The sequence below is a fragment of the Acinetobacter sp. 766875 genome, from assembly GCF_000582055.1.
Lineage (GTDB): Bacteria > Pseudomonadota > Gammaproteobacteria > Pseudomonadales > Moraxellaceae > Acinetobacter > Acinetobacter nosocomialis.
The window spans coordinates 153,684-174,742 of record NZ_JEXX01000002.1 but is presented as its reverse complement, the minus strand read 5'-3'; the positions used below and the strand labels follow the sequence as shown (position 1 = coordinate 174,742).

The following is a 21,059-nucleotide window of genomic DNA, read 5'->3' as shown; positions in this document are numbered from 1 at the left end:
TTTGTAATAGACATTCTCTCTAGCCGAGAGATTGATTTTACTAAAGTATGTATATCCAGACATGCTTTATTAATGTTAAAACAGCTTATACGGCTGAAAAACAGAAATTTTTCTATTGCAACGAAAACTAGACAATATGTGTGCTATAACAGTGCAGACAATTCAATGAATGAAACACTATTTGTGCCTTCCATAAATAGTGATAAAAATTTTAGGGTGAATCACGTTGGAACTTTTATCTGGTGGTGAAATGCTCGTTCGTGCTCTTGCGGACGAAGGCGTTGAACATGTTTTTGGTTATCCAGGCGGCGCTGTATTACATATTTATGATGCGCTATTTCAACAAGACAAAATCAATCATTACCTCGTGCGCCATGAGCAAGCTGCTGGTCATATGGCAGATGCCTACTCGCGTGCTACAGGTAAGACTGGCGTAGTACTGGTCACTTCTGGTCCGGGCGCAACCAATACAGTAACTCCAATTGCAACAGCTTATATGGACTCAATCCCAATGGTGATTTTGTCTGGCCAGGTTGCATCACATCTGATTGGTGAAGACGCTTTCCAGGAAACTGACATGGTTGGTATTTCACGTCCTATCGTGAAACACAGCTTTCAGGTCCGTCACGCGAGTGAAATCCCTGCAATTATTAAAAAAGCATTCTATATCGCGTCAAGTGGGCGCCCTGGTCCAGTTGTAGTTGATATTCCTAAAGATGCGACGAACCCTGCAGAAAAGTTTGCCTACGAATACCCTGAAAAAGTGAAGATGCGTTCATATCAACCGCCTTCACGTGGCCACTCTGGTCAAATTCGTAAAGCAATTGATGAATTACTTACTGCAAAACGTCCTGTTATTTATACAGGCGGTGGTGTCGTACAAGGTAATGCTTCTGCGTTATTAACCGAACTTGCACATTTACTTGGTTATCCGGTAACTAACACACTTATGGGGTTAGGCGGATTCCCGGGCGACGATCCACAGTTTATTGGCATGTTGGGCATGCACGGTACATACGAAGCCAATATGGCAATGCACCATGCAGATGTAATTTTGGCGATTGGTGCGCGTTTTGATGACCGCGTAACAAATAACCCAGCCAAATTCTGCCCGAACTCAAAAGTGATTCATGTCGATATCGATCCTGCGACCATTTCAAAAACGATTATGGCGCATATTCCGATCGTTGGTGCAGTAGAGCCTGTTCTTCAAGAAATGTTGGCACAGTTAAAACAGTTAAATGTGTCTAAACCAAATCCTGAAGCAATTGCGGCTTGGTGGTCTCAAATTAATGAATGGCGCAAAGTTCATGGTTTGAAATATGAAAACCCATCTGATGGCACCATGAAGCCACAGCAGGTTGTTGAAACTTTATATAAAGTAACCAATGGTGATGCCATCATTACTTCTGACGTTGGTCAACATCAGATGTTTGGTGCACTTTATTATAAGTACAAACGTCCTCGTCAATGGATCAACTCAGGTGGTCTTGGCACCATGGGTGTTGGCTTACCTTATGCAATGGCTGCGAAGCTTGCTTTCCCTGACCAACAAGTTGTTTGTATTACGGGTGAAGCTTCAATTCAGATGTGTATTCAGGAACTTTCAACCTGTAAACAATATGGCTTTAACGTAAAAATCTTTTGCTTGAACAACCGTGCTTTTGGTATGGTGAAACAATGGCAAGATATGAACTATGAAGGTCGTCATTCAAGTTCTTATGTTGAGTCATTACCTGACTTTGCCAAGTTGATGGAAGCTTATGGTCATGTAGGCATTCAAATTAATCATGCCGATGAACTTGAATCTAAGCTTGCAGAAGCAATGGCCATCAATGATAAATGCGTATTTATCAACGTTATGGTTGACCGTAGCGAACACGTTTATCCAATGCAGGTTGCAGGTCAATCTATGCGTGACATGTGGATTTCTAAAGGGGAGCGCATTTAATGAGACATATTATTTCTGTACTCGTTGAAAACGAAGCTGGTGCGCTTTCTCGTTTGGTGGGCTTATTCAGCCAACGTAACTACAACATTGAAACTTTAAATGTTGCACCAACCGAAGATCCGACATTATCGCGTTTGACGTTAACGACTTATGGTGATGACCATAAGATCGAACAAATTACGAAACAGCTCAACAAACTTGTTGAGGTGGTAAAAGTAGTTGATTTATCAGAAGGTTCACACATTGAACGTGAACTTATGCTAATCAAAGTAAAAGCATTAGGTGCATCACGTGCCGAAATTAAGCGCACTGCGGATATTTTCCGTGCGCAAATTGTAGACGTGACACCAACGACCTATACCATTCAAATAGCAGGGACAACTGAAAAATTAGATGGTTTTATCGATGCGCTTGCAGAAAACACCATTCTTGAAGTCGTTCGCTCAGGTGTATCAGGTATCGCCCGTGGCGAAAAAGTTTTAGCCATTTAATTTTTTAAAAAGTATTTTAGCGGAGAACACAAATGCAAATTTTTTACGATAAAGACTGTGACTTATCAATCATCCAAGGCAAGAAAGTTGCGATTATTGGTTACGGTTCTCAAGGTCATGCTCATGCACTTAACCTTAAAGACTCAGGCGTAGACGTAACTGTAGGTTTACGTGCAGGTTCAGCTTCTTGGAAGAAAGCTGAAAACGCTGGTCTTAAAGTTGCTGAAGTCCCAGCAGCAGTTAAGCAAGCTGACCTCGTAATGATTTTGACTCCAGATGAATTCCAATCACAACTTTACCGTGACGTGATTGAGCCAAACATCAAAGAAGGCGCGACTTTAGCATTTGCTCATGGTTTCTCTGTTCTATATAACCAAGTTGTTCCACGTAAAGACTTAGACGTAATCATGGTTGCGCCTAAAGCTCCTGGTCACACTGTACGTTCTGAATTCCAACGTGGTTCAGGTGTTCCTGACCTAATCGCGATTCACCAAGACGCTTCTGGTAATGCACGTAACGTTGCACTTTCTTACGCTTCTGGCGTAGGTGGTGGTCGTACAGGTATTATCGAAACTTCATTCCGTGAAGAAACTGAAACTGACTTATTCGGTGAGCAAGCAGTTCTTTGTGGTGGTGCAGTTGAACTTGTTAAAATGGGCTTCGAAACTTTGGTTGAAGCTGGTTATGCACCAGAAATGGCTTACTTCGAATGCTTACACGAACTTAAGTTAATCGTTGACTTGATGTTCGAAGGCGGTATCGCTGACATGAACTACTCAGTTTCTAACAACGCTGAGTACGGTGAATACGTAACTGGTCCTGAAGTAATTAACGAACAGTCTCGTGAAGCTATGCGTAATGCATTAAAACGTATTCAATCTGGTGAATACGCGAAGATGTTCATCCAAGAAGGTGCGTTAAACTACCCATCTATGACAGCTCGTCGTCGTCAAAATGCTGCACACGGTATTGAACAAACTGGTGCTAAATTACGTGCGATGATGCCTTGGATTCAAGCAAACAAGATCGTAGATAAAGAGAAAAACTAAGTTTTTTCTTTAGCTTGAAACGCGCGTTAGCGAAGTAAAACTTCGCTCTTGCGCTCGGGTAGAGCAATGCTCTACTAGTCCTCGCTCATACCTTGGATTCAAGCAAACAAGATCGTAGATAAAGAGAAAAACTAATACTCTTTTCTATTGTTTAAAAAGACCCTGCTTCATGCAGGGTTTTTTTATTTTAGAGCAGCTAAAATAAGCTTAAAAAAACATCATTAAGGTCAATTGACCTAGATTTAAGAAATCCTATATTTTTCATATAATTGGATGCTTAATTTTTGTTTACTTTATTGATTTCTAAAGTAAAAAATACTTGACCAAATGTTAGATAATGTTATTGTTTATAACTGACCAAAAAAGTCGAATTTACTATTTTTCTTTAACGTGTTTAATTGTATTTTGTGCAATGAATTGAACAAAATAAAAAAAAGTATTGAATAATCATGGAAGTCCAATATGGGTCATGTTGATTACGATAGCACATTGATCGTCGGCTCTTTTATTGCGGCTGGCGCTATTTGCTATATTGTGATTTCCATGGAGCAATTAATATTTAAGCAAGCCTATCAAAAGATTGAACCGCTTATTTTATTATTTAATGGATTATTACTCGCTGCGGCTATTAGTATTGTCCATATTGTTGGTATGCATGCTTATCATTTATTTGAAACTGCCAACGCTAATCTTTCTTTAATTACGCTTTCTTTTGGTATTAGTGCTGTACTTTCTTGTGTGGCAATTTGGCTCACTTCCCGTTTTACACTACCATTATTTAGGTTGGTTTTAAGCTCAGTCATTATGGGAATTGGTATTTCAGCTTCATATTATGTGAGTATGCTGGGCTGGAATATTGATATTTATAAGAAAGATTACACCTCATTTCTCATTTTATTTTCTGTCTTAATTGCCATGAGTGGTTCAGGTCTAGCTTTTTTGTTGGCCTATAAATTAAAAGAGAGCGAGCGTAATCGAGTAAGTTTAAAACTCGCTTTTGCAGTCATGATGACTTTAAGCATTATGGGCATGCACTATACGGCACTCATTGCGACTAATATTACCGATAAATTTGTGAGCCAATATCAGGCTGAACATGACCTGTTGCTGTTTACTATTATTCTGGTTACATGTCTGGTGCTGGTCGCGAGTTTTATTGTCGCCGTGCTGGAACAACGACTGAACCAACGAAATTTAGAACTCCGTAAAGCCAATAAAGAACTCGCCAATCTCTCCATTCAAGATAACTTAACTAAACTACCAAACCGACTTTATTTAGTTGATTACGCAGAAGTTCTTTTGTCAGATCATCGTTATAAAGACCAGAAAATTGCTTTTCTCTATATTGATTTAGACCGTTTTAAATCGGTAAATGATGCCTTTGGTCACCACATTGGTGATCAACTGCTTATACAAATGGCCAATCGCTTACATTGGCAACTCAATGAAAAATGTAAGTTGCTTAGGATTGGCGGAGATGAGTTTTTATTAATAGCTGAAAATACCGATACTGAAGAGGCAATGCAACTTGCTGAAAAAGTATTGCAGCTTATTCAAGACAGTTACCAGATTTCCGGTAAAGAAATTAACATTTCGGCAAGCCTTGGCATCGCATTGTTCCCTGAACATGGGCAAAATGTTCAAGACCTGTTAATGAATGCCGATGCTGCCATGCTGATGTCTAAAGAGCAGGGCCGCAATACTTACACCGTCTTTAGTTATTCAACCCATCAACAAGAAACCAGAAGTCAGTCAAAACTGATCAATGATTTATATAAAGCAGTCGAAGAAAAACAATTTGTTCTCTATTACCAACCTAAATTTAATACCAATCTTGAGATTTGTGGGGTAGAGGCGCTCATTCGCTGGAATCATCCATCTTTAGGTATGCTGACACCACATATGTTTATTGGTGGCGCAGAAAAGACAGGTTTAATTATTCCAATGGGATATTGGGCACTTGAGCAAGCTTGCCAGCAAATTCAAGAATGGGAACGTAGCAATACCCAGTTTTATCCAATCGCAGTCAATTTATCGGCTTTGCAGTTTGAAAATAAAAAGCTCTTTAGTACCCTCGAAGGTTTGTTAAAAAAATACCAAATTAAGCCTCATCACCTCATTATTGAAATTACTGAATCAACTGCAATGCGGCATATCGACTTAAGCATTCGTGCTTGTGAACGGCTGCGTGATATGGGCATTCGTGTCGCAATTGATGACTTTGGAACAGGGCACTCAAGCTTCTTATATTTAAAAGACTTACCAGTCGATGAGCTTAAAATTGACCGTGGTTTTATTGTCGATTTAAAACCGGGCTCAAAAGAAGAAGTCATTTTAGAAAGTATTATTCATTTGGCGAAAAAGTTAGGTTTAACCGTAACAGCCGAAGGAGTGGAAACTCAGCAGCAAGTCGAAATTTTAACGCGTTTAGGCTGTCAGCAGTTCCAAGGTTACTTGTTAGGAATGCCTGTAAATGTAGGGCAACTGATTCAGTCACAAGGCGCTCATTTTGTTTAACGAACTTGTGATAAATTTTAAAATTACAACTTTATATAATATCTAAAATAATAATTTAGTTAATCTAATGAAAAATAATAAGAATTTTAAAAACTTGTCATAAATTCCACATTGACACTTCTAAACTCTCAGATTATCCTTTGCCTGCTGGCCTACATTGCCAGGTGGTTTTGACAGACCACATACGACCGCATCAGAGTTTTCCCGTCTGAGGGATAGTTCTGTGTGTAAGCTCCTCGTCTCCTCCCGTAGCGGTAGGACGGGAGAGGGACACCTTCGGGTGTGCTGGCGTCGTACCAGTCTGTCAACCCTCTTTCGTTCTGCCACCATAATTCTTTATTAATGCTTTGGCAGAACTCCCCATATAAGGAGTTGGCTGTGCATACTTTTTTTACACCTCCCAGTTAGTCTTTAACACAGTTTGATCACTTTCGAGTTTTCAGGCTTTAGTTCGTCACGACTAAAAAATCATATCAACAATAAAACTTGAGATGCCCTAGGGCCATCTTTGGGGCCTTTGCATGCTTTTTTGCCTAGAGCAAAAGTTGCGGCTGTTTTATCTCATTTAGACACAACAACAAATTATTTTATAACGGTACATATATGCCATATTCAGATCTCTCATTTCGCGCGTTAAGTGTGCTTCATACATCTCGTTATCTTTTTAATGACCATGGTTTTCACAACGTTGGTGTAGACCGCATTGTAGAAGAAGCGGAAGTGACCAAAACCACGTTTTATAAATATTTTCAGTCTAAAGAGCGGCTTATTGAAATGAGTTTAAACTTTCAAAAAGATGCTTTAAAAGAAAAAGTCTTCTCAATTATTTACACACAAAAAGATTTAGTGGTGCGTGAAAAGTTAAAGGAAATATTCTTTTTACATGTCAATCTGGAAGGGCATTATTATTTGCCATTTAGAGCTATTTTTGAAATTGAAAAAATTTACCCTACAGCCTATCAAGTGGTTATACAGTACCGTCAATGGTTAATTGATGAAGTTTATAAATTGCTTTTAACAGCGAAGAACGATGCTACTAAAAAAGATGCTCATATGTTTTTATTTGTAATTGATGGTGCCATTATTCAACTACTAGATGAAACAAAGGCTGATAATAGAGAACTGTTATTGCAATATATTTTAAAAAGTATTTTTCTTAGTGATTAATTAATTAAATAGATGAGCTTAACTAACATTAGAGTTTTATTAATAAATTTTTTTAAGAAAAGCTTGAGCTTATATAAAATAAGGCCGCTATGCATTTAAAACATAACGGCCTAATCTATATATAGCTAAGAAGATGAAACAAGTCTGTTCATGTAAAAGAGTATGTATTCAAGCTTTCGTATGGGTTAAAAAAAGGTTTATTTATGAGATAGCATCATAAATAATTAAATCTATTTACGCAGCCGCACAGCTCTGCGTTGTTTCAAGCTCAATGAGTTTATTTATATAAGACCATGTTCTTTCAGCATTAATTTCTGGTTTATTAATGGTGCCATCGATAATAAGCCCATCAATAATATTTAAAAAAAGGCTGCTTAGAACTGTTGGATCTTCAATTTCTAGCTCTAAAAACATAGAGACTACTAAGTCATAAATCCATCGTCTATATTGGTTCACTTGGCTTTTAATGGATGGATACATTTGTAAAACTTCTATAGTCGCTTTTTTAAATAAACAACCATAAAAATCTTCAGTATTAATCCAGTCTATATACCAGTTAAAAACATTTTTAAGTTTATTTAACGGATCATGTGCGCGGTTTACCTTTTCTAGTAAAGAAGCCTGCACTTCCAAAATTCTTCGCTGAAGGCATTCTTCAATTAAAACTTCTTTAGAAGAGAAGTACTTATAGAAAGTCATTTTTGCAACATTGGACTCAGCAATAATTTTGTCTACCCCAATTGAGGTATAACTTTTCTGATTAAAAAGGGTCATTGCTGTTGTTATAATCGTTTCTCTTTTTGACATTGGTTGCCCCGTCATAGATATTTTTTGATTAACTTTGCTATTGTAAAGTATGAAAGCTTAAATAAAACTTATTTTATGATATTTAAAAAATTATATTTATTCAATAGTTTGGTTTATTTTAAAAAACAATAATATATATTTTTTATTGGCAATAGTTTACTTTTTTAAATAATATTAATTAATCCATTGATTTGTTGAGATAATAAACATAATATCGACTCGTTAAGTATGGGTATATGGAATTTATCCTTTTAGCAATTGAGTGCGAAATGGAAATAGAGGGATAAGCCTTAGCTTAACTATAAGAAAAACTTTTTATTGAGAATGATTATGTCAAAAAAATTTGAAGACTTTGATAATCCAAGACAAAAAGCATTACAAGGTATGAAAAATAGTATTTCTGCCCAACAGTGGGAAGAAAACTTACAATTTCTCAAACAGTTAAGGAATAGAATTGCACATTTACCAGTAAGTCATCATCCAGCCATTGAAATATTAAATAACGGTTATCTTGATAAACAAACCTTGACACGTATTCATTTAGAATATCGTCATGCCATCGTACAAATTTTTACTGATGCTTTATTACAGGCACAGTTTTTAACAAAGCAATTGGAACCAAAGCTTCACTCTGGCGCCAAAATGTTTCCACGTGTGTTATTAAGCCTAAATATATTAGATGAATTTGGTTTTAGACCGGGTTTGGGTAAAGATAATTATTATTTAGGAAACCCTGAATACGCACATTATCCATTATATGAAGATTTATTAAATGACTACGGTTTGTCTGAGGACGACCGCCGTAATTATAAACCATCAAAAATTGCAGATCAGGTGAGAACATTTTTAGAAGCTTCTTATGATAGCTATATGAATGTAGTGGCTTTATTGGCTGTAGCAGAAGAAGAGTTTATTCTTTTTAGCCCGCCATTAAGACAAGCCACCAAGTTCGTTAATATTGATGTTGAGGGTGGTGGTTATTATCACGTCCACGGCGTCTCAACAGATGAAACAGCAGAAGCTGCTGACGATGATCATCAAGACGACTTGTGGTTTGCATTAGCACAAGCGATTACCAAAGATGATTATGAAAGCTTGACCAAACTATGTCTTGATTATTGTGCATTGTGGACTGAGTTTTGGGATGCACAAATTGCCGATGTTCATTTTATTGAAGAAAAGAAGTTGGCATAAGTTTTTTAAGTTCACTCGTAAAAGCCTGTTTATATTGGACAGGCTTTTTTATTGGTGTGAGGACCCAAATTTTTATATTTTCACCAAAGTTATTTCAAATATGAAAACACGGGCCAACAACTCAACAATCTCTAAACAGTACCTATAAATCTGCTACAATTACGCCAATTTTTATTTTGATCGACTTTAGATCTTTGGCACTGCAGTCTCCGCAGTAGGTGTATTTCATGAGTTTTAAAGATGAGTTAGCGGCACAGGTCGCTCAACGACGCACATTTGCTATTATTTCCCACCCAAATATTTGATATCTATTCAAGCCCATTCAACCTATTTCAAATATAATAATAAAATCATTGTAAGTACTGTAAAAATATAAAAATATTGCTATTCTTTATCTGATATATCTTTCAACCCCGTTCAATGGATTTCAAGTCTAGTCAGTATGTTTGTGTACATATGTGTGTACATATTTTCTAGAATTAGCTACTTGAAAAAAATATGTACACAGGTGGAGTAAAATGCCTTTAACAGATACTTGGCTTAAGAAGAATCTAGATCGTGAACGTTCAGCTATACATACAGAGCCTGATCAAGATGGATTGAGCGTTCGTGTATCGCAAAAAGGAAAGCTCACTTTTCAGATGCGTTTTCGATATAACGATAAGCAAGCTCGTTTAGACTTGGGAACCTATCCAAATATGAGCCTTAAAGAAGCTCGTATTGAATTGCAGAAAATGAAAGCAATTTTAGAAAAGGGACATGACCCACGTATTCATAAAAAAGTAGAACTTCACAAGATCACAGAGGCTATAACTTTTGAAGCGTTATTTCGTGAGTGGCATGCGAAATATAGTATTCCTAATAAAAAGAATGCAGATCAATATTTGAGATCATTTGAACTTTATGTTTTCCCAAAGTTAGGCGGCATACCTGCTGAGCAAATCACATTACATATGTGGTTAGATTTACTAGAAGAGCAATTTAAACAGTCGCCATCGATAACTGATCGCATTCTTACGAATACAAAGCAGTGTTTGGATTGGGGGATCAATCGAAAATTAATTGAGCAAAACCCTATAAGACATATCACTGGAAAACGTGACTTGAATATTAAGAAAAATAAAACTGTTCGAGTATTACAAGATGATGAGTTGTCTTTAATTTTTAAAATTTGTGATGAGTCTAGAACATCATTAAGGAATGTTTTATTTCTCAAGTTATGTTTGTTTTATGGTAATCGATATAGTGAGTTGAGGCTTGCACGGAAATCAGATTTTGATTTTAGTAAAAATACATGGACAGTACCGTATGAAAATCATAAGACAGGAGAAAGTAAAGGGGACATTGTTCGACCTATTATTGATGAGATCAAACCGTGGCTTCAGTCTGCAATGGATTTGAGTAATTCTGAATACATTTTCCCACATGAAAATGGCAAAGAGCCAATGGGGCGTAGTGGGCCAACAGATACCCCTTATAACTTCATGCAATTTGCAAGGAAGAATTATAAATTTGAAATGGATCATTGGTCTATGCATGATTTACGGCGTACAGCAAGGACAAATTTCAGTGCGTTTACGAGTAGGGATGTTGCGGAACTGATGGTTGGTCATGTGATGCCTGGGGAACAGGGGACATATGACTATTATGATTATCAAAAAGAGATGTCGAAAGCTTATAAAAAATGGTGGAAAAAGTTAAGTAATCTGTCTAGCTAGACAGATTACTCATTTGGTTGTTATTGAAATATTTGAGTAGCCATTCATTAAACATTTCTTCATCCCAAAGACTAGAAGAGCCAGCACATTTTTTAATAGGTTGTGGCATCGGTTGTTCGAACATTTTTTGATTAGGTTGTTGGTAACGCCATAATGTTGAAGGAGAGCAATTTTTAAGTTTGTGGCGAATTTCTTTAGATGTTAAGTAGCCCATACCTTTGATCCTTTTGTAGTAATAACAATTAGATGAAAGAACTAATTTCCAGCTTTAAATACAGGTCAGAGAGCAACGCGTATTTTTAAGTCATTAGTTCTGTTTGTTGATGAGGTCACTATAAAATTTAGAAAAGGATTAAAGTAGATCAGTACTCATGTATAAAAAAAATTTAGCATTATCAGGTTATAATGTTTTGTTAAATAAAGGATTAAAAAATTATGGAATCAAAAATAACTTCATATTTAGCATTACTTGAACAAAACATTGTTGAAAATTTCTGTTACTACTATCAGTGTGATTTGGTGGCAGAGTTTGGGAATCCATTATATGCAGCTATGAAAGAAAAAATTATGCTTCGAATGAAAGATAATGATTTTTCACTCAGTGAGCAAGCCTTAAGTCTGATAGAGGCGAGTGGCGATCTTAAATCAATTCCTTTTAAGCCTACTCAAATTTTTGAACTTCTTACTCAGATCAATAGCTTAAGACAAGGGATGGATCAGTTAAAAAAGACGCTCCAAAAAAATCATTATTCAAACATTTTAATGGCGTATGTGGATGCATTGGGTGGAGAGCTATATTTAATCTATAACTCGACGCTTGAAAGACAAGCCAAAGCAGTAAGGGCAGCGATGGCAAGTCACACTAAAAATTTATACCCAAGACGTGAAATAATACTTAGCGTTTTACGTGAGCAACTTGCTCAACGTGGGCATAAATGGGATAGCCTGAATCAGGCGGTCACTTCAATAATTCCTATATTAATAAAAGAGTTTGAAAAATATGATCTCATTTGGATCAAATCTCAAATGAACTTGATGCAAGCGGAGCTTCAAAAACTTGAACAAGAAGATACGCTCAAGTCTGAACCACTTTTAGATAATTCAATAAAACGTAAAAAAGTAACATCTGCTGTAAGAGCTAAAAAGATCGATAAAATTCAAACTGAAATTAAAAAATTAGACAGTATTCTTCATTCAAAAAATCCTTCATTCATGCTTAAGCATTTGAATTACAAAATACCATATAACAACACCGTGTATTTGGATGAAACGATCATTCATTGGCTGAGGGAACAGCCTGAAATATTGAAGGAAATATTGAATCCAATTTAAGCTTATTTGTTGGTGAATAGTTTTATTGGGTTTGTAAGGTACTCTGGCACAGCTCTCTGTTTGTTATCAGTTTTTTCTTCTATGCCATCATGAATAATTTCTCCTTGTTTAGTAAATCCTGAAGGTCGTGGATAAATAGGTGGGTAATCGTTTTCAGAAATAGGCGCAAGAGTTGTATGAAGGGGATTTGTGGTTTCTGATTTGAGTTCCAGTGTCGCTTTTATGCGGAGAAGGTTGTTATTAAAATCAGATTGTAAATTCGATTTTATTATCCTACGAGAGTTCTCCTTTTCTTCGTCACTTTGAGAAGCATAAATTTGGTCAAGGTCATCTTCATTCGGAAATTGGTTTTCTAGGACTTCCAATTTTTGCTGGGTTGAAACCCATTGGCTGAATAAGTAATCCTGAATTTTCTGATTGAGTGCATGTGCTGTCTCAAGCTCTAATTTGTGCTTACTATTTAGATACGCTTCAAAATCTCGCAGTTTTTGAATTTGTTCCTGTAATTTATTAATTTGAATTTGTTGCTTTAATTTGTCTTCATCAAAACTATTAATGACATGTTCAAGTGTCCCTGAAGCACTGCTATGTTCAAGCTTTTTTTTGATTTGTTCAAGCTTGGATGTTGAGCTTTTACTTATTCTTGCCTGAATACGGCTTTTGTGCTGTTTAGAGGTTTGGTGCTTGTGCTCCCTAAATTTTTTACGAATGGTTTCATAGAAATCTTTAGATGCGGCGACAAATTCTTTTGTCGAAAGTATGGCTTGTTCTTGATCATAACCGAATAGGATTTGGGGTTGGGATATAGACACTGTAAATTGTTTTGGGATTAATTTGCTCCATGCATCTTTATTTTTTTGGATGAAATCTTCCTTAGCTTTACTGTCTTTCTTCATCCAATTTTCAAAATGTTCGTATGGTCTTGTCATGATGAGCATTTCTTATGAAATTAATAACAGGAATAATATTAACTTATTAGTAAGTTAATGTTAACTATAATGTTAAATTAATATTTACTAAATTTTAATGGTTGCGTATATGAGTTTTATCATCCATATTTGTGAAATTACAAGTGGGTAGTGTTCGATAGCTTCATGGAAGATAGATTTTTACTTTTTTTACTTGCTCATGAATTTTCTCCTATTACTTTGAGCCCAACAGCACGATGGTTGTTACTCCAAATAATTCAAATGTATGGAGGGCAAGAATTTTGTTTAACATCTGCAATGAGTTCAAAGAAGTTTGTATTTCATGATAAAAAATTGCAGACAACGCTGAATGAGTTACAAGAGCATCAAATAATTGTTAGAGGAATTGATGAAAAATCTTGCAAAGAATTTGTAAGAATAGATATTGAAATGTTTGGTCTTTGGGGGAGTGTAAAAACGATAGGTGATTTTGAGAAAGAGCGATGGTTCTCTAAGATGATGAATCATGAACTTCCGCTGAAGGCTCTTTTTTTTCACCTTGTCGATACCAAATTAAATGACTTTTATGTACATCACTTACAACATACTAAACCGATATTATTTGGAAAAATAGATTTCAAAACGGCATTGGTATTAATGGTATTGGTTAGACATAGTAATCAATTTGGAATTACCAATAAATGCGGAATTCATAAATTAAAGCATAAAACAGGACTGTCTAAAGATGCGATCTTTCGGTGTATCAAAAAATTAAAGCAACAGGGACTCATTCGTACACGAGTCGATGGGACTCAATCAAGCAAGATTATCAGTCGAATGAATCCATTTTACGCACTCAACTTATCGCATGAGCTTTGGGGGGATAAAGCTCGATATGGTCGATTTTATATTGAGAAAAGTAAACCCACTCAGCTTTTTGAAGTACAACGGGTAGGTCGTTTACTTCAGTTGTTTGAAACCTTTAATAGAGAATTGGACTATTATTTAAATTTTAGACATGATCCACATTCAGCATATATCAGTTTGATACAGCATGAACCTAGAATCTTGAGTGATCGCTTATGCCAGCGAACGGTATTCAATTTTGAAAATTCATCCAGAATGGCTCAGGATGATTTAGAAAAGAAGCTTGTTCTTAATTTATTGAGTGGTTACTTTGAATTAAAAAAGCACCCTGTAGCTAAGAAGTGGTTGAAAGAAGTCATAAGTTATAATGAGTTGGACACCAAGTCGAATAATTTTGCTAACGCTTTAATGGCTTGCGCATTATTTCAGTGTTATTTGGAGCAGTGGAGTTTAGAGTTATATTCCTCCTCAACTAGATTGAAGCAATTATTACTAAATTTTGATGTTGTAGAAGTATATGATCTCAAGAGGCTTGAAAAAAACCTTAAGCTAAGTTCTTTGCTTCAGATAAATGATCGCGATTTGAGTAGATTCTTCGAACAAGAAATTCAAAGTGTTACCTTCTTAATTAGTTTTTTACTGACATTTATTGCAAACAATAAGCTTTATCCGTTCCTTGCTAAGCAAAGTAATATTAAGCAGTTGAAGCCTTTCAGTATTATGCCTCGTTCATATCATCAACAAATATATAGCTGCATTTTTATGATTGATCCAACCCTACGAGCAAATGAGTTTTACTTATTGGATGAAACAGATGAGGACTTTTCCGAGAGTCAACAACACAAAAATCGTGATTCAAATTTCAGTTCTTTTGACTCACCAAGTTTACAGCAATTACAAGATTTTGGTTTGCTTCCTGTGGAATGTAGGGAGGTAGATTGCTTAGTTAATATTTAACTATATTGGCGTAACTTTAGCCTAAGCAAATTTCGATGTATATTAGGATACATCGATGGTTAGCATCATATGGTTCAATGATCTTACCGAGGCAATAGCTTAAGGTACTTAACAGGTATCTTATATAATTATCTATAAGTAATATATTAATAATATAAACAATATCTTATCTAGTTGAGTAAGTACAATGAGTTGCTTAGTTCAGTATAGCCCATACTCAAAATGGGCTATACAACGTATAGATTCCAATGAGTTAAAACATTCTGAATTAACCCTATAGTATGTTCCAAAGTCTTAAAGCATATTCAGCTGAGCAGGATGACCACAACATCCTGCTTTAGAATCATTGTCAGTAAAATTTTACATCTCACTCTTAGATATGAAGCTTATATTTCAAGAGAAAACCAATGTCCCCAAATATTCCATTAGCCAATGAATCTTCCATTCTTATCTCAATCGAAGATTTTATGATTAGTACATGCCATGAGCAATTCATTGATGATCATGATGAGTTCAAACGAGAATTATTAGAAGCGGTAGTGCTGTTTAAGCAGATTTATAGATTTGATCTGAGCTATTCCAAAATCATACAAGTTTTTACAAGGGTGATTATCCTTGTCGATTACATCATGGAAAAACTGGATTTTCAGATTTATGAAGATATTCTACGGTTTGAACTCAATCATATCTTTCATATCCAAGGTATGATTCAGTATGAAATGAAAAGTTCTTTTCTAGATATTCATAAATTTAAATATCAAGAACGAAAAAATCAAATTGAATTAGAACGCTATTTGAACAAAATACTCAATCATTATGCTAGGTTGGTTTTTGTACGAGTAGATGTAGGAATCTTTCAAGAACATCAAGCGAATTGGGATGTTGAGGATTTTCATAGGGCTTTGGAAATATTACGGAATAGGATGTCAAATAAAGATTCCTGCTTTCGTCATTTACAAGGGTGTGTTTGGGCATTTGAGCAAGGTGCTAAGAAGGGCTATCACTGCCATTTATTACTTATTTATGATGGCAATATGCGTGACGGCGATGAATGGTTAGGAGAGGAAGTAGGGAAGTACTGGCAACAATACATTACTAATAATCAAGGGTGTTATTTCAACTGTAACCGAAAAGAGAATAAAGAAAAGTTTGAGGTCAATGGTTTGCTTGGTATAGGAATGATTCATAGAAATCAGCAAAAACAAGTCGAGAATGCTATTCGTGCTGGTCTATATTTAGTGAATCCCAAAAAAGTAGAACAACGCTTACGTGCCAAGACATCCCCTAAAATGAGGTCATTTGGGATTAGTCAGTTTGATCTGGATTGGCGAAGAGGCATATAAAGAATAGGTCATTTTGAGAATAGAGAACACTGGTAATGCTATGTTCTCTATTTCATATTTACTGACATCAAAAAGATAAACTGACATTGCCTTGGTCGGTTGTCAACTCAGCTTCAAGCACTTGATCACCACGACATTTCAACAAGTACGATACCGTTGAGCTATAACTCATTTGCACAGGCATCTTGCTATGGAAATCTGCGGTGTAATAACCACAACGACCACGATTAATGCTCATACCTTGAAGAACAAAAGGTTGATCGTTTGTGGACTGAATCTCTAAAATATATTCAATCGCTCCTTGTACATTAAATGCAGATTGAGACTCACGACTGGTAATTTGAGCACGAACAGATAATGCAGGCTGTTCCATTTCCATGGGAATATGATTGCTATATTCAGCATTGTTTGGATTAAGATCAGACTCCATCATGGATTTGAGTGCTTCGGGATATTTATCCCAACTCTCAAGAAATGACTGAGCTTGTTTGACCGCAGCAGGCAGATACTCAGTATCATTTTCCACAATCTGAGTTAAAGCTTGTACTTTGGCTTCAACCTCATCCTTGCTATATGGGGCGTATTTGGATTGTTCATTCTGAGCAGAAGCATTGGGTGAACTAGATGCTTGATCCGTTGTACTATTCTGAGTTGGCTGATTATTCTGATTACATGCCATCAGTAAACTAGATAACATCACAGTGGAAAGTATTTTTTTCATATCTAGCTACGCCTTTACTTAGAACGCATGGTCAGAAAGCCGACCAAACATAGAATCAAAATTCCACCAACGATTTTCCCCACTGTTGGAAACATTACCGCAGGCCAAACTAAGCCTTGACCAATGTTGTAGGCAAAAGACTTGTAGTTATACTGCCCCCAAAAGTGTTGATAGATGGCAAAGAAGAAACCAATTATCAAATAGACACTAATCAAACCTGTTTTAATATTTGAATTCATTTACTTTCCCCCCATTGCATATTTTGCTAATGCAATAAAAATTCCCATTACGATCATGAAGCCAATAAATGGCAAACCTAAAAAGCAAATCACTGCAATGATGCAGATGATGCCAGCAAGTGTTCTCATGGTTATTCCTTCATGCACTGATAGGAAATATTGACCATATCTTTTTGGAAGGATTCAGTTTGCTGCAAGGTGTAGAGGTTTTCTTTAAGCCCATCTTCCCCATATTTATTTTCAAGTTTGTCGTAAATACATGAACAGGTACTGCCATCAATGCCACCTGTTTTACAACCACTAATAAACTGACGTTCGGTTTTACTGGCACAACCTGAAGCCATTAATGCAACAGAGATGAGTACAAGTGAAGTTTGAATTTTCATCATTTCCCCTAATTTTTTATTGTGTTATTTGATGTGTAATAAATTTTGCTGAATGGACTAAAGTGTAGATGCGACAAAGCTTTCCAAGGCTAGACAGCGTTTAGATTAGTCAAATAAGCAAAAATTTATGAATGCTGTTAATGCAACAGAGGAATATAAAATTGTTTCAGGGAATACAATATAGATAGGAAAAACTTAGTCATGGGTATGACTCCTTTGGCTATGAAAGAAGCTTCACCACTTTACTGCTAAATAATGGTGGCGAAACGAAAGAGGGTTAGCAGACTGATAGCCAAAGGATCAGCACACCCGAAGGTGTCCCCCTCCCGTTCCGCCGCAGAGGGGGCACGCAGGGTCGCCCACCAAAAAGATATACTTTTTAGTGTGCTTTGGCTGAACGGTCTGCTAAAACCGACTGACGATGTAGGTCAGCAGTTGAATGATAAAATTAAGGTTTCGCTGAGTCAATCAAGTGATATGAAAAAACAAATAAAATCAAAGGTAGAAAATGCATTTTATGTGAGGTTAGGGGTTTATTTAACAATGACAATAAATGATCGATTTATATTGAATGCTTGTGCAGGCTTGAGGTTGGTCATTGCTGGAGACATTTATATCATTGATTATGGAAGTAAAGCAGAATCCAAGAGCGCTGATTGAATTTGTATATTTCCACTTCATCATGAAGTGGAAATATATCTTGATGATGCTAAGAGGGATTAGCAGTCTATAATTTCAATTTTTTCAGGGTCATTTTGAGCTGTAATAATAAATAAATTATGATCAAACTCTGATCTGTCATTTTTAAATTTTTGTTTATATTTTAACCCCTTAGTCGTCTTAAATACCATTTCAAAACTAAAGATAGCGTCTTTATTTGCAGAAATTGTAATTGTGACTTCTCGTGTTGTGGTATTCGTTTTCAGTACAGGAATGTAAGAGGTCATATGCTCAATGTTTTGGCCTTTAATTAAAGAAATATCAATAACGGGAGAGCCGATATTAATGACTTCAAAATAGTTGTAATTTCCTGCGAATTTAAACTGGATAACAGGCATTGAATTCAGCTCATCTTTTAACTCTTGATCGCTACGTTGATTAGCTAAATTACTTTGGTTTTGATTATATTGGGTGATCAGCAAATCATACTCATTTTTAGCTGTTTCAACTAATGCTTGCTGTTCTTGTACGCTATTTCTAAGTTCTTGGGCTTGAATTTTCAAGGCGCTTGTATTGAGCATATAACCTAGAATTAATAAAATGAATCCTAATGGGGCAAATGTTCCCGCTAGAAAATCCCCAAGGGCATTGGGTTCAAGTGCTTTTATTTTATTAAAATCAACCCCAAAAAAATGATAGATACCAAAAAAGTAAGTGCCAGTGATGATAATAAAAATGACAAATTGAACTATGGGTATTTCAAGAAACTTAGTCTCTGCTGTTGAGGTATTGCTTCCTGTAGGGCTATTGCTGGTATTCATGGGAATTTTCCATCTTATTTGAAAGTTATAACTATAAATAAAAACGAGGTTGTTCAGCTTTTTTGAGTAAAGCTTGTCCTCTTGTAAGTGATGATCTCAGATCAAGTTTTGTTCGTCTGCATACAGTCATTAGAGACCATCAAAATGAGAATCTTTTGCAGTAAATTAAAGCAGTGAAAACTAGACCGACGGCTCTTTAAAAGAGCGGGAAATGACGGTAAGAGCATCAACTCTTTGAGATCATTAAAATAATAGCTTGGTCAGGGCTATATTCCAAATAATTTCATATACATAACATACTAATGAGAATCATGAAACTCTTTTGAGAGGACATGAAAATATGAAAACAGAGCCTGCCATCGAGCAGGCTTTTTTGTGCCCAAAATTTAAGGAGTCGAGCCATGAGCTTGAGCTGTCCCTTTTGTCATTCAACGAATGTGATATTGGTTGAAGCAAGTACACAACAATCAAATACAACCTTAACCAATTTGGTCACACCGACCACATTGGGTGCATTGGGAACCACGGTCGCAAAGTCTTTCAATCTGCCACCGATTGTCGGTGGAATTGCAGGGACAGTATTGGGTAGTGTGTTGAATTCATTCACTGAACAAAGCACACCATCACAGCAGAATTTGTGCTTTTGCCACAACTGCTACCAAAAATTTCCAACTCATCTTTTGCACTAAAGAATATTCATATCCACACAGATTCAAATTTCATTTTCAATTTAAAAGGAATATAACTATGGCACATCAACTTGAACAAATGGCTTATGTCGGTGATACCCCTTGGCATGGTCTAGGTAATCAACTAAGTCAAAACCAACCGATTGAAGTCTGGGCACAGCAGGCAGGCATGGACTGGCGGATTGAGTCTTCCAATGTCAGTTATATGGCACAGAATGAACGTGGGCAAAGTATCATCATACCTTATGAAGAGCAACGAGTACTTTATCGCTCAGACACCCATGCACCACTATCAGTCGTTAGCCAACGCTTTCAGGAAGTTCAACCACGAGAGATTTTAGAATTCTATCGTGACTTGACTGAACAATCAGGCTTTGAGCTTGAAACTGCAGGCGTGCTTAAAGGTGGTAAGAAATTCTGGGCACTGGCTCGGACAGGGCAAACATCCATATTAAAGGGCAAAGATGTCAGTAATGGCTATATGCTCTTGGCAACAGCATGTGACGGAACCCTTGCCACCACCGCACAATTTACCTCGATCCGAGTGGTGTGTAACAACACTTTAGCGATTGCCTTAAAAGGACAGAACAGCAGTGCAGGTGTGGTCAAAGTTCCACACAGTACTAAATTTGATGCAGATAGGGTCAAACAGCAATTGGGTATTTCAGTACGTGCATGGGATGAACACATGTATGAAATGAAGCAACTGACACAACGTAAGGTGAGTCAGATGGAAGCATCCGCTTACTTTGATGCAGTATTCAATAACAGCACCATGAACAACGTATTAGATCAGGAGGATAACATCATTCAGTTCTACCGTGATGTAGCCTTGCAAGCCCAAGCCAATGGCAAGGACAAAGCTGAACCAAATGCGAGATCGATGAGTCGAGTTATGGAAATGTTTAATGGTCAAGGACGAGGTACGGAGCTAAGTTCAGCCAAAGGAACAGCCTATGGATTACTGTGTTCAATCACGGAATTTATAGACCACGAACGTCGTGCCATGAGTACCGATCACCGACTTGATTCAGCTTGGTTTGGTGCTGGCGCATCGATCAAACAACGAGGATTGGAACAGGCACTTAACATGCTTGCATAGTGTGAAATATACATTTTTCAATAATGGAAAGTTAGACCTAACTAATTATTTTTAAATTAAATATTAGATTTTTAAAATTATTAAAACCATAGCTTCGGCTGTGGTTTTTTTATGCCCAATTTTTGTGATCCCCATCATTT

General features: G+C 36.4%; 21 protein-coding genes and 1 pseudogene. 14 read left to right on the top strand and 8 right to left on the bottom strand.

Going from position 1 to position 21,059, the window contains the following annotated elements; translation table 11 throughout:
* Positions 1 to 226 precede the first annotated feature (226 nt).
* The 5 genes from J576_RS03295 to J576_RS03275 all read left to right on the top strand — a co-directional run bounded on the left by J576_RS03295 (position 227) and on the right by J576_RS03275 (position 7,175).
* Positions 227 to 1,951 (top strand): acetolactate synthase 3 large subunit, encoded by a 1,725-nt coding sequence (locus J576_RS03295; protein WP_033855505.1) that lies wholly within the window; start codon positions 227 to 229, stop codon positions 1,949 to 1,951.
* The gene (ilvN, locus tag J576_RS03290) at positions 1,951 to 2,442 is read left to right on the top strand and encodes an acetolactate synthase small subunit (protein ID WP_001215920.1); all 492 of its coding nucleotides are present in this window, start codon (positions 1,951 to 1,953) and stop codon (positions 2,440 to 2,442) included. Before J576_RS03295 ends, ilvN begins: the two co-directional genes overlap by 1 nt.
* A 32-nt stretch (positions 2,443 to 2,474) precedes the next feature.
* Positions 2,475 to 3,491, top strand: coding sequence for a ketol-acid reductoisomerase (gene ilvC / locus J576_RS03285; RefSeq protein ID WP_002053209.1), 1,017 nt, complete (start codon positions 2,475 to 2,477; stop codon positions 3,489 to 3,491).
* 462 nt (positions 3,492 to 3,953) lie between these two features.
* The gene (locus J576_RS03280) at positions 3,954 to 6,008 is read left to right on the top strand and encodes a bifunctional diguanylate cyclase/phosphodiesterase (protein ID WP_004710647.1); all 2,055 of its coding nucleotides are present in this window, start codon (positions 3,954 to 3,956) and stop codon (positions 6,006 to 6,008) included.
* A 603-nt stretch (positions 6,009 to 6,611) separates the two neighbouring features.
* Positions 6,612 to 7,175, top strand: a complete 564-nt coding sequence (locus J576_RS03275; protein WP_002053434.1) for a TetR/AcrR family transcriptional regulator — start codon at positions 6,612 to 6,614, stop codon at positions 7,173 to 7,175.
* Between the two features lie 234 nt (positions 7,176 to 7,409).
* Here the strand turns inward: J576_RS03275 and J576_RS03270 are convergent, their stop codons facing one another.
* Positions 7,410 to 7,982, bottom strand: coding sequence for a TetR/AcrR family transcriptional regulator (locus J576_RS03270; protein WP_033855504.1), 573 nt, complete (start codon positions 7,980 to 7,982; stop codon positions 7,410 to 7,412).
* A gap of 330 nt (positions 7,983 to 8,312) precedes the next feature.
* Between J576_RS03270 and J576_RS03265 the strand changes: the two genes are divergently transcribed.
* From J576_RS03265 to J576_RS03260, 3 genes and pseudogenes are all read left to right on the top strand, one after another.
* Positions 8,313 to 9,176, top strand: coding sequence for a heme oxygenase-like domain-containing protein (locus J576_RS03265; RefSeq protein WP_033855503.1), 864 nt, complete (start codon positions 8,313 to 8,315; stop codon positions 9,174 to 9,176).
* A gap of 227 nt (positions 9,177 to 9,403) precedes the next feature.
* Positions 9,404 to 9,475 (top strand): annotated as a pseudogene (locus tag J576_RS20625) (hypothetical protein); the annotation flags it as partial.
* 219 nt (positions 9,476 to 9,694) lie between these two features.
* Complete coding sequence (locus tag J576_RS03260) at positions 9,695 to 10,894, top strand: tyrosine-type recombinase/integrase (protein WP_002053261.1); 1,200 nt, start codon at positions 9,695 to 9,697, stop codon at positions 10,892 to 10,894.
* On the opposite strand, the gene J576_RS03255 is transcribed toward J576_RS03260, so the two are convergent.
* Positions 10,887 to 11,108, bottom strand: a complete 222-nt coding sequence (locus tag J576_RS03255; RefSeq protein ID WP_000541019.1) for a hypothetical protein — start codon at positions 11,106 to 11,108, stop codon at positions 10,887 to 10,889. The genes J576_RS03260 and J576_RS03255 overlap by 8 nt on opposite strands.
* A 221-nt stretch (positions 11,109 to 11,329) precedes the next feature.
* On the opposite strand from J576_RS03255, the gene J576_RS03250 reads away from it, so the two are divergent.
* Entirely contained in the window at positions 11,330 to 12,226 is an 897-nt protein-coding gene (locus tag J576_RS03250; RefSeq protein ID WP_002053239.1) for a hypothetical protein, read from the top strand.
* Positions 12,227 to 12,228: 2 nt separating this feature from the next.
* Here the strand turns inward: J576_RS03250 and J576_RS03245 are convergent, their stop codons facing one another.
* On the bottom strand, positions 12,229 to 13,155 hold the full coding sequence (locus J576_RS03245) for a hypothetical protein (protein WP_002053248.1): 927 nt from the start codon (positions 13,153 to 13,155) through the stop codon (positions 12,229 to 12,231).
* A 165-nt stretch (positions 13,156 to 13,320) separates the two neighbouring features.
* On the opposite strand from J576_RS03245, the gene J576_RS03240 reads away from it, so the two are divergent.
* Positions 13,321 to 14,958 (top strand): helix-turn-helix domain-containing protein, encoded by a 1,638-nt coding sequence (locus J576_RS03240; protein WP_033855502.1) that lies wholly within the window; start codon positions 13,321 to 13,323, stop codon positions 14,956 to 14,958.
* 407 nt (positions 14,959 to 15,365) lie between these two features.
* Entirely contained in the window at positions 15,366 to 16,301 is a 936-nt protein-coding gene (locus tag J576_RS03235; RefSeq protein ID WP_002053470.1) for a YagK/YfjJ domain-containing protein, read from the top strand.
* Between the two features lie 67 nt (positions 16,302 to 16,368).
* Here J576_RS03235 and J576_RS03230 read toward each other — a convergent pair whose 3' ends face one another.
* The 4 genes from J576_RS03230 to J576_RS03220 are packed head-to-tail and all read right to left on the bottom strand — an operon-like array spanning position 16,369 to position 17,647.
* A complete protein-coding gene (locus J576_RS03230) occupies positions 16,369 to 17,022 on the bottom strand; it encodes a hypothetical protein (RefSeq protein WP_002053358.1) in 654 nt (217 codons plus the stop codon).
* Positions 17,023 to 17,036: 14 nt separating this feature from the next.
* A complete protein-coding gene (locus J576_RS03225; protein WP_002053356.1) occupies positions 17,037 to 17,261 on the bottom strand; it encodes a hypothetical protein in 225 nt (74 codons plus the stop codon).
* The gene (locus tag J576_RS20540) at positions 17,262 to 17,390 is read right to left on the bottom strand and encodes a hypothetical protein (RefSeq protein ID WP_002053253.1); all 129 of its coding nucleotides are present in this window, start codon (positions 17,388 to 17,390) and stop codon (positions 17,262 to 17,264) included. It abuts the gene before it with no gap.
* Between the two features lie 2 nt (positions 17,391 to 17,392).
* Positions 17,393 to 17,647: a hypothetical protein gene (locus tag J576_RS03220; protein ID WP_002053455.1), complete on the bottom strand. Its 255-nt coding sequence runs from the start codon at positions 17,645 to 17,647 to the stop codon at positions 17,393 to 17,395.
* Between the two features lie 315 nt (positions 17,648 to 17,962).
* Between J576_RS03220 and J576_RS20390 the strand changes: the two genes are divergently transcribed.
* Positions 17,963 to 18,307, top strand: a complete 345-nt coding sequence (locus J576_RS20390; RefSeq protein ID WP_155758097.1) for a hypothetical protein — start codon at positions 17,963 to 17,965, stop codon at positions 18,305 to 18,307.
* A gap of 59 nt (positions 18,308 to 18,366) precedes the next feature.
* Here J576_RS20390 and J576_RS03210 read toward each other — a convergent pair whose 3' ends face one another.
* Positions 18,367 to 19,128 carry a hypothetical protein gene (locus J576_RS03210; protein WP_002053467.1) on the bottom strand — a complete coding sequence of 254 codons (762 nt, stop codon included), beginning with the start codon at positions 19,126 to 19,128 and terminating at the stop codon, positions 18,367 to 18,369.
* A gap of 401 nt (positions 19,129 to 19,529) precedes the next feature.
* On the opposite strand from J576_RS03210, the gene J576_RS03205 reads away from it, so the two are divergent.
* Together J576_RS03205 and J576_RS03200 are read left to right on the top strand one after the other, a co-directional pair.
* Positions 19,530 to 19,817 carry a hypothetical protein gene (locus J576_RS03205; RefSeq protein ID WP_000058782.1) on the top strand — a complete coding sequence of 96 codons (288 nt, stop codon included), beginning with the start codon at positions 19,530 to 19,532 and terminating at the stop codon, positions 19,815 to 19,817.
* 58 nt (positions 19,818 to 19,875) lie between these two features.
* The gene (locus J576_RS03200; RefSeq protein WP_033855501.1) at positions 19,876 to 20,919 is read left to right on the top strand and encodes a DUF932 domain-containing protein; all 1,044 of its coding nucleotides are present in this window, start codon (positions 19,876 to 19,878) and stop codon (positions 20,917 to 20,919) included.
* Positions 20,920 to 21,059: the final 140 nt, after the last annotated feature.

Coding starts and splice junctions, on each gene's coding strand:
- J576_RS03240 (WP_033855502.1), top strand. CDS start 13,321: ATGGAAGATAGATTTTTACTTTTTTTACTTGCTCATGAATTTTCTCCT.
- ilvC (WP_002053209.1), top strand. CDS start 2,475: ATGCAAATTTTTTACGATAAAGACTGTGACTTATCAATCATCCAAGGC.
- J576_RS03225 (WP_002053356.1), bottom strand. CDS start 17,261: ATGAATTCAAATATTAAAACAGGTTTGATTAGTGTCTATTTGATAATT.
- J576_RS20540 (WP_002053253.1), bottom strand. CDS start 17,390: ATGAGAACACTTGCTGGCATCATCTGCATCATTGCAGTGATTTGCTTT.
- J576_RS03270 (WP_033855504.1), bottom strand. CDS start 7,982: ATGTCAAAAAGAGAAACGATTATAACAACAGCAATGACCCTTTTTAAT.
- J576_RS03220 (WP_002053455.1), bottom strand. CDS start 17,647: ATGAAAATTCAAACTTCACTTGTACTCATCTCTGTTGCATTAATGGCT.
- J576_RS03230 (WP_002053358.1), bottom strand. CDS start 17,022: ATGAAAAAAATACTTTCCACTGTGATGTTATCTAGTTTACTGATGGCA.
- J576_RS03280 (WP_004710647.1), top strand. CDS start 3,954: ATGGGTCATGTTGATTACGATAGCACATTGATCGTCGGCTCTTTTATT.
- J576_RS03275 (WP_002053434.1), top strand. CDS start 6,612: ATGCCATATTCAGATCTCTCATTTCGCGCGTTAAGTGTGCTTCATACA.
- J576_RS03265 (WP_033855503.1), top strand. CDS start 8,313: ATGTCAAAAAAATTTGAAGACTTTGATAATCCAAGACAAAAAGCATTA.
- J576_RS03200 (WP_033855501.1), top strand. CDS start 19,876: ATGGCACATCAACTTGAACAAATGGCTTATGTCGGTGATACCCCTTGG.
- J576_RS03205 (WP_000058782.1), top strand. CDS start 19,530: ATGAGCTTGAGCTGTCCCTTTTGTCATTCAACGAATGTGATATTGGTT.
- J576_RS03260 (WP_002053261.1), top strand. CDS start 9,695: ATGCCTTTAACAGATACTTGGCTTAAGAAGAATCTAGATCGTGAACGT.
- J576_RS03245 (WP_002053248.1), bottom strand. CDS start 13,155: ATGACAAGACCATACGAACATTTTGAAAATTGGATGAAGAAAGACAGT.
- J576_RS03210 (WP_002053467.1), bottom strand. CDS start 19,128: ATGAATACCAGCAATAGCCCTACAGGAAGCAATACCTCAACAGCAGAG.
- J576_RS03255 (WP_000541019.1), bottom strand. CDS start 11,108: ATGGGCTACTTAACATCTAAAGAAATTCGCCACAAACTTAAAAATTGC.
- J576_RS03250 (WP_002053239.1), top strand. CDS start 11,330: ATGGAATCAAAAATAACTTCATATTTAGCATTACTTGAACAAAACATT.
- J576_RS03235 (WP_002053470.1), top strand. CDS start 15,366: ATGTCCCCAAATATTCCATTAGCCAATGAATCTTCCATTCTTATCTCA.
- ilvN (WP_001215920.1), top strand. CDS start 1,951: ATGAGACATATTATTTCTGTACTCGTTGAAAACGAAGCTGGTGCGCTT.